Genomic DNA, 14,312 nt, shown 5'->3' with positions numbered 1-14,312 from the left:
AACATGATAGAAGTGGTCGATGGGCAACGTAAGCTCAGTGAGTGTAAACGAATCGTTGTTAAAATCGGATCATCTTTACTCACGGCAAATGGGCAGGGTCTAGATCTGGACGCTATTTCGCATTGGGCGAAACAGATTGCAGATTTACACAATGCTGGACACGAAATTATTTTAGTGTCTTCAGGAGCTGTGGCAGAAGGTATGGTTCGTATGAAGCTTGCGAGTCGACCCACCGATCTACCCAGTCTTCAAGCATGCGCCGCAATTGGGCAGATGGGCCTAATTCATACTTGGTCTAGTGTGCTTGAAAATCATAGTATCCGAACTGCTCAGGTGTTGTTAACACATGATGATTTGGCAGACCGCCGTCGTTACTTAAATTCATGTGATGCATTGCAGAACTTGATTGATTGGCGTGTTATTCCGGTCATTAATGAAAACGATACTGTATCTACCGATGAGATTCGTTTTGGTGATAACGATACACTAGCAGCTATGGTTGCTGGTCAAGTACATGCTGATTTATTAATTATTTTAACAGATCAGCAAGGCATGTTTGACTCAGACCCACGCCATAACCCAGATGCAAAGTTGTTATCAACTGTGCGTGCCATGGACGATGTCTTATTTGAAATGGCTGGCGGTGGTGGGCTTCTTGGACGAGGTGGCATGGTCACTAAAGTTCGTGCTGCACGTTTAGCTGCCAAGTCAGGTTGTCCAACACTGATCGCTAGTGGTGAAAGCGACAATGTGTTGTCACGAGTGATGGCTGGTGAGATGTTAGGTACGTTGTTTACGACTGATAAAGACCGTATGACAGCGCATCAGCAATGGCTTGCTGCACATTTACAAACAGCGGGTCGTCTTGTAATTGATGATGGCGCAGTTGAAGCGATTAAATTGAAACATCGCAGTTTATTGCCTGTTGGGGTAAAAACTGTTGAAGGACATTTTGATCGTGGTGATGTGGTTGAATGTGTCGATAAACAAGGTAAACGTGTTGCGGTTGGGCGAGTAAATTTTAGTTCTCGTTCTGCTGAAATTATTAAAGGTCTTTCTTCAGACAAAGTTTACCAAGTACTTGGTGAAGCCCGTTCATTAGAAATGATTCATCGCGATCATATGGCAATTTACTAAGTTGTTCTAAATTAAAAAAGCTCGCATCATGCGAGCTTTTTTTGTGGGGTTAATGAGGGCAAGATTCGATCTTCACCGACCATAAAAGGATGTGTAGCAAGACTAAGCATGTCTAAATCTTCTGAGCTATTTCCATACGCATAGATTCGCTGATAATGTTTTAGAGAATATTGCTCATGTATTCTTAACTTCTTTTGCTCACTACTACAATCCGGAGTTGAGTAGTAACCTGTCATCATGCCATTTTTAATTTGAGTCTCTGTACAAATTAATTCGATATCTAGTAATTTGCAAAGTGGAGCGAGATAGATATCAATGGAGGCAGAAACTAATACCACCTGATCACCTAATAGCTGGTGTTGCTGTAATTGCGCAAAAATTTCAGGTGAAAGTGCAGAGACGAGTTCTTGTGCGTATTCTTCGCCTAGTCTTTGCAATTCAATTGCAGGAGTATCTCTGAACATGCTACGAAATAGCTTAGCACGCATCGCATGGGCTGGATAAAAGTTAAGATAATAGGCTTGAATCCATGGCAGGATTTTCAAGCCTTGCTTCACAATATGGCGTTTAGACAACGCATAAAAGATGAACCCTGTAAAACTGTCTTTACTACACAAGGTTCCATCAAAATCGAACAGGGCGAGATTTTTTATAGTCTTATTCGTTTCGCTCGTTGCATACATGTTTCATATCGTCCGTTTACGCGGGTTGCATACCAGTTAGTATTATAGTCACGACTTAGTTTAGGCCCAGAAATCACCACTTGCGGCATAATTGCATAGAGCGGCTCTTTGCCAGTTTTTGATTTATAAAGTTTAGTCAATGCAATATAAGTTTGAGTACTCTCAAACTTTTTCTCTTTTTCTAATTTTAGATCATCACGTATCTGTCTTGGTGTAACTAAAACATTATTACTAGCAAATACGGTAATTAGTTCTTTTTCTGACTCGCTTTGAGTTGCGCGTGGATCACCATCTTTTGTGTAAAGGAGTAGATCGCCATCAAGACTTATATCCTTGTCGGTGAGTTCTTTTAGCATTTTTTGAAAAGCTGCATTACGACTAGAGTACATACCAGAGTTGTAATCTGCAAAACGATAAATGGCTTTATCATAATCTGCCGGATAAACCATTAAGCGGTGAATTCCATAATATAGGCCACCATACTCGGTATATAAGTCATCGCGTAGTGCAGCAGTATTCATACTCGAGCGCTTATTTGCTTTGGCATAGTTAATATGAACTTGCATTGAACCCAGTGTAGTGATCGGATTCATTTTTTCGCCAATATCTTGTCCAACTAATTTAGCTGCGCCAGTTAAAGCACTCACGTGATAGTGTTTGGCCATAAAGTCGAAAATTTCTCGGTAAAGTAAATCAAGGTCTTTCTCGGTTTTAACTTTACGCATCTGACTCATATAGTTATTGTCAGGAGAGGGTTGGGTTCTTAGTACTTCTTCAAAGTAACCGGCAATTGTTCCACCAATGGTTTTGCCAAGCTTATCTTCAAATTTTTCATTTAAACGTGTACTGACTTCCTCAACTGCTTTTTGTCCTAATCCTGGCACTTGCGGATTAGCAACAAAATTGGATTCCTGATCAACGACCGCCACAATACTACAGACATTTTGTTTGGTTTTAGGAATGTCTAAGTCTTTCATAATGTCATCAATATCTTTAGCCCATGACTCACGGTCATGCACACGAGATGGAATGAGACGTTTGATTTGCTGGCTTTCTAATTCAGGCTCATCATTATTTGACCACCAGGCTTTATCTCCACAAGCAGCTAAACTCATGCATACGGCAACCATACCGAATGATTTAAATAAAAAACGGGAAGACAACGGTTTGTTCATGGAGAGGAGGACACCTACATAAAAAGATGAGCTGATTAAGCGGATGAAGTATACTATGCCGATCATCAATTGTATGAATATATATGTATATTGGTCCCTATCAACTGTCAAATAATTTAATTGTTGCTCCTATGGCCGGTGTAACTGACCGTCCATTTAGAACGCTGTGCAAGTATTTCGGTGCGGGTCATGCAGTCAGTGAAATGATGACTGCTGACAAGACTTTACGTATGACTAAAAAAAGTCTTTATCGTGCTAATTTTGATGGAGAGTTAGCTCCAATTTCTGCACAGATTGCTGGTTCCGATCCGGAACAGTTGGCTGAAGCGGCTCGTTACCAAGTCGCAAATGGCGCGCAAATTGTTGATATCAATATGGGATGTCCTGCAAAGAAAGTATGTAATAAATTAGCGGGTTCAGCATTATTACAAGATGAAGATTTGGTAGCTCGAATATTAGATGCAGTCGTTGCAGCAGTTGATGTTCCGGTAACTTTAAAAACCCGTTTGGGATTTTTAAATGGCCAAGAGAATATTCTACGGGTGGCTAAGCGTGCCGAAGAGGCTGGCATCGCTGCATTAGCACTACACGGCCGTACACGTGAAGATATGTATTTAAATACCGCCCGTTATGAATTGATTAAGCATGTTAAAGAATTAATCCATATTCCTGTGATTGCTAATGGTGATATTGATAGTCCTGAGAAAGCAAAATATGTACTGGACTATACTGGGGCAGATGCAATTATGATTGGGCGGGCTGCACAAGGTCGACCGTGGATTTTTCGTGAAATTGCCCATTACTTAAAAACTGGTGAACACCTTGCTGCTCCGAATATTGAAGAAGTTAAAGAAGTGCTTTTAGGGCATTTGTCTGAGTTATATCAGTTTTATGGTGAATACTCTGGTTGTCGTATTGCCCGTAAGCATATTGCTTGGTACACCAAAGGTTTACGCTCAAGTAATGAGTTTCGACAAAATATGTATAAAGTTGAAACGACTGCTGAACAAGCTTTAGTTGTTGAGAGTTATTTTAATCAATTGCTCGCTGAAGGTAATTTGATGAGTGATGTTCAGGTTGAACAGGTTAATTTATTAGATACTCACTAAAATAAAGCAACCAGTATAGAGACTGGTTGCTTGGAATTTTTATCTATTCACTGTCTAGCATTTCAACGACCAGTTGATTAACCAGATCAGGTGCTTCAAGTTCACGTATTTGTGCAACGTTACTTCCTGCCCAAAAAGCACCAAAACCGTAATCTTGGTGTTTGCTTGCAAGAGCATTTAGTTGCTTTGCTAAATCATAGGTATAAGGATATTCAGGTTGTACAGGGCGAGTAGGTGAATCAATTTTTGTATGCCAATGGTTGAGTATCCCTCGAGCAGGACGCCCAGAAAGACTGGCACTAATCTGTGTTACAGGTTTACTAAATAGGGCTTTGCGATATTCAGCAGAAGCATTTGAAGTTTGGCATTGAACAAATGCTGTCCCTAATTGGACTGCGGCTGCACCTAAGCCCAACATATGTTTGGCTTGTAAGCCAGTCATTATGCCACCTGCGGCTACAACTGGAAGTGTACAGTGCTGCACAATTAGTTGAACCAAGTCACTAGTTTTAATTGCCCCATCAAAAGTTTGGTTGAAAATCCCTCTATGTCCGCCTGCCTCAATCCCTTGGGCAATGATAATATCGATGCCCGCTGCCTCAATAGCTTGAGCTTCGATCAAATTAGTTGCCGAAACTATAGTCAAAATACCAGCCTCTTTTAAAGCTTTAATTTGATGCGGATGCGGAATACCAAAGTGAAAACTTACTGCTTTTGGCTTAGTTTCTAAAACAACATTTAAAAAATCATCATTGTCTAAAAAACTTGGATAGATACAGTGTAATTCTTGGGGCGGTTGAGCACCGAATTTTTCAAAATGAGGACGTAGGTAATCAAGCCATTGTTTTGCTTTTTCTACATTAAGCTCAGTCGATTGATGACAGAAAAAATTAACTTGAAATGGGTTTTCCGTGAGCGCTTGAGTTTTTAAAATTTGTTCACGTGCACTTTGCGGTGTGTTTGCTCCTAAGCCTAATGATCCAAGGCCTCCTTGATTTGAAACCTCGGCTGCTAATTCAGGAGTCGAGACGCCCGCCATAGGAGCCAGAAAAATTGGATGTTTGATTGCAAGTTGTTGTAATAGGCTCATTTTATTCACCTCAATTCTTTCTCTTCACCATAACGTGAAAATAGAATGAAGAGCAAATAATATTGGCTATTTAATTTTTAAATATTCAAGAGCCTTATTTTAAAAACTCTCTTATAAAGGAGTGACATTAAATAAGGAACCAATCCAGCTTGAAAAAGCCATCGCTAAAATACCCCATAAGGTAATACGTAAACTACCTTTGATTTTAGACGTGCCTGCAAAATAACTCGAAAGGGCACCTAAAATTGCTAATGCCGTGATACCTGTAATAAGCACACTTGGCATAATTAAATGCTCTGGGCTAAACAAAATGGCAAGCATGGGGAAAAATGCCCCAAATGAAAATGATGCTGCTGAGGAGAGTGCTGCTTGAATTGGGTTTGCCGCCGTATTTTCATGAATACCGATTTCATCTCGGGCATGTGCACCCAAAGCATCATGAGTCGTAAGCTGAATAGCCACCTCCTTTGCTAGTTCTTTTGAAAGTCCCCTAGAAATATAGATTTGAGTTAATTCATCCAATTCTTTTTGAGGGTATTTTTTTAATTCTTTTGCCTCAATAGCTAAATCTGATTTTTCAATATCTTCTTGAGATTTAACCGAAATATATTCTCCGGCAGCCATTGAGGTTGCGCCTGAAATGAGTCCAGCAACACAAGTGATAAATAGAGTATGTGAGCTTGCCCCACTTGCAGCCATCCCCATAATTAAGCTAGTCACTGAAATAATGCCATCATTAGCGCCTAATACTGAGGCTCTTAGCCAACCTGAGCGCTGAATGGCATGATGCTCTGTATGATGTGGAAAAGCCATGTGTTTTTCCTTGTTAATGTTTTATAAATGCTATGAAATTTTACAATTTATTGGTCAAAAAATATGTCATTATTATAGGAAATTTAGGGATAAGACAGAATAGATCAATAATAAAAATGGAGATTAAACAATTATTTTAAAACATCCTTAACCTAACTTAACGATGTAACTTATTATTTTTAATTATAATATTTATTGATCATTCCAAAGACTTGCCCTCCCTAATAAGTCTAATTTACTGTAGAGGTGAAAATGAAAAATATCAAAACAATAAACTCTATAACACATTCAATATTACTGATGGGAGCAGTGATCTCTTCTTTGGGAATGATCGGTATAAGCTCAGTTTATGCACAAGAGCAAGTCGACCCTGCATATAAGCCCGGTAACCCTATTTATGATAAATGGGATAGATTTTATAAAATTGAACAGTCTCAACCGCAAGAAGCAGAAAAAATATTAGTTGAGCTTAGTAAACTGACACCAACCGATATTAAAGTCTGGAAAAGTCTTACTTATTTACAGATTCGGCTTGAAAAAAGGGAAGAAGCTTTACAAAGCTTAAGGCAAGCAAGAAATTTAGCTCCTCAAGATGACACCTTAAAATTACAAGAAGCTTATTTGCTGAATCAGCAGAAAAAAGATCGTGAAGCATTGGTTTTATTTAAAGAGTTAAGTTCCTCGTCAGACCCTGAAATTGCTGCTAAAGCAACTCAGGCAGTTAAAAATTTAAGTGGGGGAGAAGTTAAACCATATTTTAGAGATATTTATTTTGCACCATCTTATGAGTCACGTTATGACGATGTTATTTTTCCTTTAAAAATGAGGTATGGCAAAAACATCGATAACGGGCGAGCCCAAGTATATGGCTTTCTTAATTTAAACCGCGATACTCAATCACAAGGTGGGGTCCGACCTGAAATTATTGATGAAAATGCAGCCACTTTAGGGGTGGGGGCAAATTATCAACCGTGGACTTCCATTCCTGTGCGAGCCTATGTCGAAGTTGGTGGAAGTTATGACTTGATTGATAGAAATAGAAAGCGATTTCGTGAGAGTGTTGTAGGCGGTGTAACGGGTTATCAAGAATGGTATTCACAATCAAACTGCGATCATTCACTTTGTTTAGATAATTATTTTACTGACTTATATGGCAATGTCGCGACTTATTCGAGAGAGGACTATAACGTTATTGGGGACTTACGCTTACGCACAGGTTTAAATCTCTATAAGGGTCAGAGTGGGACTGTACAGGCTTATGTGAAATTGCATGGCTTAGCGGATAGCGAAGATGAATATTACAATAATTTATTTGAATATGGCCCAGGCATTTCATGGCAGCCTTTTAATTATCAACCGATAAAACTACGGGTTGAACGTCTATATGGCAATTATTTTAAAGACGTACCGGTTAATACAAAAGATCATTACAACAATACTCGTGTAGAACTTGTTTTTTATAAGGATTTCTAATAATGAAGAAAATTTTTATTTCAATTGTATTTGGTACTCGTCCAGAGCTCATAAAGTTGGCTCCGGTAATTTTATTAGCAAAACAAGATGCACGATTTCAGGTAGAAGTTATTTTTACAGGACAACATGATGAATTAGTTCGAGATGCGATAGATTTCTTTGGGGTTGAAATTGATCATCGTCTTAAAATTATGAATGCTGGACAAAGCCTGAATCAGCTTTTAATTCATGGCTTAACGCAACTTGAAAATATCTATACAGATGGTCAAAAAAGAGATGCAATTGTTATTCAAGGTGATACTACAACCGTGTTAGCTGCTGGGCTAGTTGCATTTTCCATGAAGATTCCTGTTGCCCATGTCGAAGCGGGTTTACGTTCTTATGATTTAGATCATCCATTTCCTGAAGAAGGCAACCGCCAGTTAGTTTCTCGTATTACCAAATGGCATTTTGCCCCTACAGAACAATCAAAGCGTAACTTGTTAAATGAGCAGATTCCACCTTCATTGATTACAGTGACAGGGAATACGGTAGTCGATGCTGTGTATTTAGGAAGGAAACTCATAGCTGAAAAGACGGGTTTGAAAAATCAACTTGAGCCTTACGGAATTGAATTAAAACAAAATGATAAAGTTGTACTTATAACTGCTCACCGCCGTGAGAATTTTGGCGAAGGAATTCAGAATATTTGTAATGCTGTTGAGTATTTAGCAAAACATCATCCTGATTTACATTTTATTTGGCCTGTACATTTAAATCCTGCTGTACATAATGTAGTGCACGATAAGTTTAAAAATCATGCTCAAATTCATCTTGTGAAGCCACTCGATTATCCAAGTTTATTGGCCGTTATCGACCGCTCCACCTTTATTTTAACGGACTCTGGTGGTTTACAAGAAGAAAGCCCATCATTTAATAAGCCTGTTTTAATTTTAAGAGATACGACTGAACGCCCGGAAGTGGTAGAGGTGGGAGCAGGGGTATTGGTTGGAACAAATCAGCAGAAAATTATTGAAGAGGCTGAGAAACTTTTAACGGATTCGCAGCATTACCAAAAAATGGCTCATGTTGAAAATCCGTTTGGTGATGGACGTGCTGCCCAGCGAATATTAGATGAAATTGCCAGAACTTATAACTAGAGATCATTTATTTTGAGTTTTCTGGTTCGTTTATGGTGGCGGGTGTGCTGCCATAAACGAGTCGATACCATAGACCGACAATATAAACGGACCATCGGCCCATATAGTGGGGGCCATCAAAAATATAAATTTTTTTCCCTTCATACGCCTTAATTTGAGAGATAATTTCCCAAGGATAGGCTGCACGGAATTGACCATTTTTCTTGGTTCGAAATGCTTCTAAAACAATAACCGTTTTATCTTTTCCAAGTGTCTGTTCAAGTTGATCTAAAATACGTCTAGCTTGTTCGGGAGTTCTTACTCCGACACCTACACCATCTTGGAAAAAAACGCCTGCTTGTTGAGGAAGCCAGCTTTTAACCCATAAATCGTAGTTTTCGGGTTCACTTTCACCACTATAAACACTGACCCAAATAGGTGAGGGTAATTTTTCCAAAACATGTCCTAAGGTACTTACTCTTAGCCATGTTGGGTCGGCTTCTACTGGAAAATAATAGCCTTTTAAAGAAGCATCATTTTGTTCTTGAATAATTTGTGCAGATTTTTCTCCCAAAGCAACGACATTAGCACGCGCTTCGTGTTCATTATATTCACCTGCTAACCCCAATATAAGATTTTTAGCCCAAGGTTGCTGTTTAATTTTTTGTAAATCAATGGCTTTTTCCCATTGAGGAAGATTGGAGTTTTTCCACCAAGATTTAGATTCAACGACTGACCATTGGGGAACAAAAGTATTTATTCCTAAGTAATGCCAGTTTCCTTTAGGAGGAGTAGTATCATTGTCAGGTTGCCAGAAGATACCCTCAATAATGGGAGGTTGCCCATGATTTTTGAACAACCCCGCATAACCCACTACACTACATATAATTAAAATAATAAAAGCAGTTATTTTAATTGGTATCTGTTTTTTCATTATTACGTCGTAACCAATACCACAAGAAGATCACTATTATCATAATTGCAGAGATAATCACAACTAATAAAAAGAATGATGATTGCTGAACTAATGGCGCTTTTTGATTACCCACAATTAATTTTTGAAGAACATAAATATTGCCGTTTTCAGAAACCAGCATTTTGGTCACATTATTTGGGATTTTATGCTGTATTTTTCCCCATAAATGCATAAAGGTTTGTGCGCCGTTTTCAGAGTCTGTAATTACATCGAAGCGGTTATTGTTATAACTTACGATAAAGCCATTCGCTGCTGCAGGTGCATAAATAATATTTTGATGCATTAAGACTTGTTGCTGATAAATCTCTTTGTTCACTCTCACATTCACTGCTTGTGGAGAGGTCGGAGAGAAGCGTACTAGGTTCACTGGCATTGGTGCTTGTGTCAGCAGCATGTTTTTAGCGACTTGTCCTAAAATAATGGCAATATTTAATGCCCCGGATTGGTCATCAATTGCAATCGTTGGCTTGGTGGCCAAGGTCATTGAAAGAGCGGCAACACCATTTTTAAGTTTATGGGGAAGTTTTACCGTTGATTTGGCGGTATCAACCCAGAGTGAGCCGTGAGCATTGGGTAAACATTGAGAATTGGCAATAACCGAGTTTTCAAGTTTTAAGCTAAAGTTGGTTGTATTTGAAATTTCCTTGGCAAAGATGTTGAACTGTCGGTTTACAGGGTCGGATGCGAGATCCGCCGTTTTCATACTTCCTGCAAGTCCTCCATCAATCCATGCTGTAATATTTGAACCTTGTAATAGTCCACTTTGAATACGAAGTGCGATTTGCCCTTGTAGAATATCAGTAGGTTGCCATACTGCCGGAAAATCAAGAAATAAATTCTTTTCGGCATGATTTAGTCGAAAATCCTGAATACCTAGATCTGCAAGCGTATCAATTTTTTTAAATTGCGCCCAAGCTGGTGCTGAGATTGTAGTTGGAAAAATAGCGCTACCCGTATCAAGCTGTTGCACATAAGTTGGATTAATTAGCCCGTTAATGGCAGCGGTAAGCTCTTGTGGAGTGTGATAAGTAATAGATAGCGTCGGTACACCTTCAGCCGGTTTAGCAATTTGTACTAAGGCTCCTCCTTTGAGTGGGCTTGCCGAACGAATCACTTCAATAATAAAGTTCGTTTCAGGATTTAGATTGGTTTGGCCTGAATCAACCCATTCAATTGGCGTTACGGAGCTCCACGAACTTACTAATCGGCCCAACATAGAGGCTTCGGTAATTTCTTTACGGTTATATTTTAAGATTCCGACAAAAGGTGTAGGTCGTCTAGCCTGAGGGTTAAATAAAGCGTCCGGTAGATCTTTTAAACGGTACTCATTTCGAATAGGCGTAAAGTCGAGTTGGGAATTACTCAAATAAGTTAAGTGATCAATATCTTCTGTACAGAATGTTTCTTTTGTTTGGTTAAGCGTCGTTGGTTTTGCATATTGTTGAATAATAAAATCTAAACGGTGAAAACCACTCTGACTGGCAGGAATATTAAATTTGAATTGGCCATCACCATTAAGCGTAGTGTTATAAATGAGCTTGTCGTCATATTTGACGAGTACTGTTGTGTCATTTTCAGTTGAGTAGTCACTCGAAAACTGAATGTTTTGCCATTCAGCACCTTTTCCAATATAGAAAAAGTGAGGCTCGACTGTATATTTAGTCGAGGTACTAATATCGTCGAGTTTCCATGTATAAGCATGAGTAGACATGGCAAGCAAAAAACTGGTGCTGGCAAGGAGCACTTGAGCTGTTTGGTAAAGATCAAAAGTCTTTTTCATTTATTTTTTCTCCTTGCTACGTTCCGTTTTGTACCATTGAAGGGAGTTGCCCTGTATTTTATTTTTTAGCATGTCGAATGCGGCTTTAAACACAATAAATAAGAAGATTTGTGAGTAACTTACGTAAGATAAGACAGAATAAAAATAGAGTTCTGGTTTAACTTTTTCTAAAGAAAGCGTAAACCACATTTGTGCTACATAGAGACAAAATGAGAGTCCCCACAGTAGTGTAAATGGACCAGGAACTGAAATACCTGCAATATCAAGTAAGCCAAGCGTTAAGGTAATATGACTCCAGAATAAAGCCGGTACAAAAAGGATATAGCACATAATGTTATTTAGAATTTCAATCCCGATTGGGAATGGGGTTCTCAGTGCTACAGGTAAATATTTGCGTGTTACATAAAAATTACCTTGAGTCCAGCGTGAGCGCTGTTTAACGAATACGCTTAATGAAGGAGGATCCTGTTGCCAACCGATTGCATAGGGAACCCATTTAATTCGTTTTTGTCCGATAAAAATTCGAAAACTCATTTCTGTATCATCGACTAGCGATTTTTCATCAAAACCGCCCAAAGTCTCTAGAGCATCGCGCCAGATGACATAATTTGTTCCCATTAATGTTGATAGTTCAAAACGTTGCCAGCGTCCACCTTGAAAGATCCATTGGAAAAAGATGAATTCAATCGCAATAAAACGAGTCAAAATACTATCTTGCCAGTTACGGGTTCTGACTTTGCCATTTACCGCGACTAGCTTTTTATCGGCTAACAAGGTTTGGGCAAGTAATCGGACGCAATCGGGTTCAGGGGTACTATCGGCGTCGTAAACAACAATTAACTCACCTTTGGCATGGGGAAGACCATTATTAAGCGTTCTTGATTTACCTTTACCACCCATACCTTTGGGTACATTGACAATTTTTATGCAAGGATAAATTTTTGCGAGGTTTTCTGCGATTTCAAGGGTGTTGTCTTTGGAGCCATCATTGATCAGTAAGACTTCATAAGACTCTGCCGGATAGTCCTGTTGAGCAATGGCATGCAAAGTGTCCTCAATCACAACGCCTTCATTATAAGCAGGGATCAAAACACTTAAGACTGGCCATCTTTCTGGTATTGGTAAGTTTTGCAGCTCTTTTTCAGCCGTTTTGGAATACTTCCACGCTTGATAGCTTAACCATGCCCAAAATGCTTGTGGAATCCAAATACCTAAAAAGCCAAATAAAAACAGGATATCAATTGGAGCCATTTTTACGGACCCTCCTAATAATAGAAGAGATGAGCAGCAATAATAAAATTGCCCCCACCACTAAGGAGATCCATGAAATATAGCTACCAAATGTGCCGAGTAGATCCGGATACGTCGTTGTTAAAATCAGGTCAAGTGGAACAACAACAATGCTTAAAACAATAAATATATAACCTATAAGATTCGTACTTACATGTTCAGGAGTACTCTCATAATCAATATTATTAAAGTTCCAAGAAATGCCGAGTTGAGGATATCGAATATTAGATAGAGGTAAATCGGCAGGGGGATTAATGATAATTTCATAACCTGAAACATGACCGTTAAAACCCTTGGCCGAGTAAAATAAATGTTGGCCTTGTCTGACTTCTCTTGAGGGTAATGGTAAATTTGCTGAATTTAGCTGGATAATATAACTACCTGCTGGTTGAGAAATTAAATTTTCATCCCATCCCGTACTCACAAAAGCAGCCATTGGGCGTAAACCAATAGCGGTCGAAAAAGTTGCTTTTGCGGCAAAATATTGAGGTTGTTCAGTTTTAAAAAGCACAATAGGAATAGCACCTTGGCTTACTGCTTCTTTTAACAAGAAATAGTGAGGAAAACCGAATACTTCGTCTGGCAAGATAATTCCGGGTCTAATTCCGTTATGGATAAACTTTTGGAAACTTTCAGAGCTGATCTGATCAATTGTAAAGACAGGCCACCACGTATCTTGGTAAGGGAAAAACATTGAAAGATCACTAGTACTTTGAACCTCGGCTTTTATTTGCTCAGCTTTAATTTCGCAATGATAATATTGTCGATAGAACTGTTGTAATGTGGCATCTGGATATTGGCTAGAGGCGATTACAATTCCACAAATATTGAGAAGATTAGACATTAGCTCATCTCCTCAGGTGGAAGAGGAACAATTTTGTATTCCACCTCAAGACGCAAAGTCGTAATTTCTTTTAATTTTTTTAAGAATACAGGGTCTTCTTCTGTTTTCTGCTGGCGAATCATAATACTGTAAATATTTTCCAGATCATCATCTGCAAACTGGAAAACAATTTCGTTGGGTTCATGTTGGCTCAAAATTTTAATCATTTCATTTTGAGTTGTTTTCCAGACATCATCGCCTAACATTTCTTTAATCAGACTGCGATTAAGAATTCGAATTTCGAATACTTCATAATCTTGTACATTGTGGTGATCAAGTAATTTAAAAAAACTACGCTGAAAGTATTTTAAAGCACTTAGCGGGAAAATATCGCGGCGATAATTTCGGTCATAGCTTTGAATATCACGGTATTTCTGTACATTAATTTCAATATTGTGGCGTACAGCACTTAGAAAGAGCGGTATTAGGGGAATAATGAATAATAAAAGTAACTGACGTTCAATATGTGTTTGTGCGCCTAAGTCGAGTAAAAAGTATACGGCACCCCCAATAAAAGCGACTAAACCTACAATTAAAGACAAACCGACTTCTAAAAAAGCACCTGAAATTAAAAGAATAAGAATAAAAATCCAACTTCCTCTAAAACTCACAGGTAGCCACTCGTATGCAACCATTCCCATAAATAGATGAGCTGCGATAATCCATAAGACGAGTGTTCTACCGGGGTGCTTTTGTTGCATGTGGCCTATGCTACCTTTTTTGTAATGTTAATTTTTTTATACTTTTATAATGAAAGGTGTTGATTTGCGAAGTAGTTGTTGTTT

General features: G+C 38.7%; 13 protein-coding genes. 4 read left to right on the top strand and 9 right to left on the bottom strand.

The genetic code is table 11. From position 1 onward, the window contains the following. Positions 1–3 precede the first annotated feature (3 nt). A complete protein-coding gene (proB, locus tag EGT34_RS06260; RefSeq protein WP_000573841.1) occupies positions 4–1,137 on the top strand; it encodes a glutamate 5-kinase in 1,134 nt (377 codons plus the stop codon). Positions 1,138–1,163: 26 nt separating this feature from the next. Here the strand turns inward: proB and EGT34_RS06255 are convergent, their stop codons facing one another. Further along, on the bottom strand, positions 1,164–1,820 hold the full coding sequence (locus EGT34_RS06255; RefSeq protein ID WP_000271361.1) for an HAD-IB family hydrolase: 657 nt from the start codon (positions 1,818–1,820) through the stop codon (positions 1,164–1,166). Further along, positions 1,787–2,995, bottom strand: coding sequence for a DUF1615 domain-containing protein (locus tag EGT34_RS06250; RefSeq protein ID WP_001039857.1), 1,209 nt, complete (start codon positions 2,993–2,995; stop codon positions 1,787–1,789). The genes EGT34_RS06255 and EGT34_RS06250 overlap by 34 nt, the downstream gene beginning before the upstream one ends. Before the next feature lie 83 nt (positions 2,996–3,078). Here EGT34_RS06250 and dusB point away from each other — a divergent pair, with 83 nt between their 5' ends. Next, a complete protein-coding gene (dusB, locus tag EGT34_RS06245; protein ID WP_000275423.1) occupies positions 3,079–4,104 on the top strand; it encodes a tRNA dihydrouridine synthase DusB in 1,026 nt (341 codons plus the stop codon). A gap of 43 nt (positions 4,105–4,147) precedes the next feature. Here dusB and EGT34_RS06240 read toward each other — a convergent pair whose 3' ends face one another. Both EGT34_RS06240 and EGT34_RS06235 read right to left on the bottom strand, forming a co-directional pair. Then, a complete protein-coding gene (locus tag EGT34_RS06240; RefSeq protein WP_000055183.1) occupies positions 4,148–5,194 on the bottom strand; it encodes an NAD(P)H-dependent flavin oxidoreductase in 1,047 nt (348 codons plus the stop codon). Between the two features lie 111 nt (positions 5,195–5,305). Further along, positions 5,306–6,007, bottom strand: a complete 702-nt coding sequence (locus tag EGT34_RS06235; RefSeq protein ID WP_000885361.1) for a VIT1/CCC1 transporter family protein — start codon at positions 6,005–6,007, stop codon at positions 5,306–5,308. A gap of 252 nt (positions 6,008–6,259) precedes the next feature. Here EGT34_RS06235 and EGT34_RS06230 point away from each other — a divergent pair, with 252 nt between their 5' ends. Further along, positions 6,260–7,480, top strand: a complete 1,221-nt coding sequence (locus EGT34_RS06230) for a tetratricopeptide repeat protein (protein ID WP_031971885.1) — start codon at positions 6,260–6,262, stop codon at positions 7,478–7,480. Positions 7,481–7,482: 2 nt separating this feature from the next. Further along, positions 7,483–8,619: a non-hydrolyzing UDP-N-acetylglucosamine 2-epimerase gene (gene wecB / locus EGT34_RS06225; protein WP_000718053.1), complete on the top strand. Its 1,137-nt coding sequence runs from the start codon at positions 7,483–7,485 to the stop codon at positions 8,617–8,619. Between the two features lie 7 nt (positions 8,620–8,626). On the opposite strand, the gene EGT34_RS06220 is transcribed toward wecB, so the two are convergent. The 5 genes from EGT34_RS06220 to EGT34_RS06200 are packed head-to-tail and all read right to left on the bottom strand — an operon-like array spanning position 8,627 to position 14,228. Then, complete coding sequence (locus tag EGT34_RS06220; protein ID WP_000744215.1) at positions 8,627–9,532, bottom strand: hypothetical protein; 906 nt, start codon at positions 9,530–9,532, stop codon at positions 8,627–8,629. Then, positions 9,510–11,354 (bottom strand): hypothetical protein, encoded by a 1,845-nt coding sequence (locus EGT34_RS06215; RefSeq protein ID WP_000750594.1) that lies wholly within the window; start codon positions 11,352–11,354, stop codon positions 9,510–9,512. Before EGT34_RS06215 ends, EGT34_RS06220 begins: the two co-directional genes overlap by 23 nt. Beyond that, entirely contained in the window at positions 11,355–12,605 is a 1,251-nt protein-coding gene (locus EGT34_RS06210; RefSeq protein WP_000035257.1) for a glycosyltransferase family 2 protein, read from the bottom strand. Then, positions 12,592–13,488, bottom strand: a complete 897-nt coding sequence (locus EGT34_RS06205) for a hypothetical protein (protein ID WP_000067483.1) — start codon at positions 13,486–13,488, stop codon at positions 12,592–12,594. The genes EGT34_RS06210 and EGT34_RS06205 overlap by 14 nt, the downstream gene beginning before the upstream one ends. Further along, positions 13,488–14,228 carry a hypothetical protein gene (locus EGT34_RS06200; protein ID WP_001186262.1) on the bottom strand — a complete coding sequence of 247 codons (741 nt, stop codon included), beginning with the start codon at positions 14,226–14,228 and terminating at the stop codon, positions 13,488–13,490. The genes EGT34_RS06205 and EGT34_RS06200 overlap by 1 nt, the downstream gene beginning before the upstream one ends. Positions 14,229–14,312 lie beyond the last annotated feature (84 nt).

Source organism: Acinetobacter sp. FDAARGOS_558, assembly GCF_003937785.1.
In the GTDB taxonomy this organism is placed as follows: Bacteria; Pseudomonadota; Gammaproteobacteria; order Pseudomonadales; family Moraxellaceae; genus Acinetobacter; species Acinetobacter baumannii.
The sequence above is the reverse complement of the archived record's forward strand: the minus strand, read 5'-3'. Positions and strand labels throughout refer to the sequence as shown.

What these genes read in the sequence shown, in the direction of transcription:
- proB (WP_000573841.1), top strand. Translation starts at nt 4, where the DNA reads ATGATAGAAGTGGTCGATGGGCAACGTAAGCTCAGTGAGTGTAAACGA.
- EGT34_RS06255 (WP_000271361.1), bottom strand. Translation starts at nt 1,820, where the DNA reads ATGTATGCAACGAGCGAAACGAATAAGACTATAAAAAATCTCGCCCTG.
- EGT34_RS06250 (WP_001039857.1), bottom strand. Translation starts at nt 2,995, where the DNA reads ATGAACAAACCGTTGTCTTCCCGTTTTTTATTTAAATCATTCGGTATG.
- dusB (WP_000275423.1), top strand. Translation starts at nt 3,079, where the DNA reads ATGTATATTGGTCCCTATCAACTGTCAAATAATTTAATTGTTGCTCCT.
- EGT34_RS06240 (WP_000055183.1), bottom strand. Translation starts at nt 5,194, where the DNA reads ATGAGCCTATTACAACAACTTGCAATCAAACATCCAATTTTTCTGGCT.
- EGT34_RS06235 (WP_000885361.1), bottom strand. Translation starts at nt 6,007, where the DNA reads ATGGCTTTTCCACATCATACAGAGCATCATGCCATTCAGCGCTCAGGT.
- EGT34_RS06230 (WP_031971885.1), top strand. Translation starts at nt 6,260, where the DNA reads ATGAAAAATATCAAAACAATAAACTCTATAACACATTCAATATTACTG.
- wecB (WP_000718053.1), top strand. Translation starts at nt 7,483, where the DNA reads ATGAAGAAAATTTTTATTTCAATTGTATTTGGTACTCGTCCAGAGCTC.
- EGT34_RS06220 (WP_000744215.1), bottom strand. Translation starts at nt 9,532, where the DNA reads ATGAAAAAACAGATACCAATTAAAATAACTGCTTTTATTATTTTAATT.
- EGT34_RS06215 (WP_000750594.1), bottom strand. Translation starts at nt 11,354, where the DNA reads ATGAAAAAGACTTTTGATCTTTACCAAACAGCTCAAGTGCTCCTTGCC.
- EGT34_RS06210 (WP_000035257.1), bottom strand. Translation starts at nt 12,605, where the DNA reads ATGGCTCCAATTGATATCCTGTTTTTATTTGGCTTTTTAGGTATTTGG.
- EGT34_RS06205 (WP_000067483.1), bottom strand. Translation starts at nt 13,488, where the DNA reads ATGTCTAATCTTCTCAATATTTGTGGAATTGTAATCGCCTCTAGCCAA.
- EGT34_RS06200 (WP_001186262.1), bottom strand. Translation starts at nt 14,228, where the DNA reads ATGCAACAAAAGCACCCCGGTAGAACACTCGTCTTATGGATTATCGCA.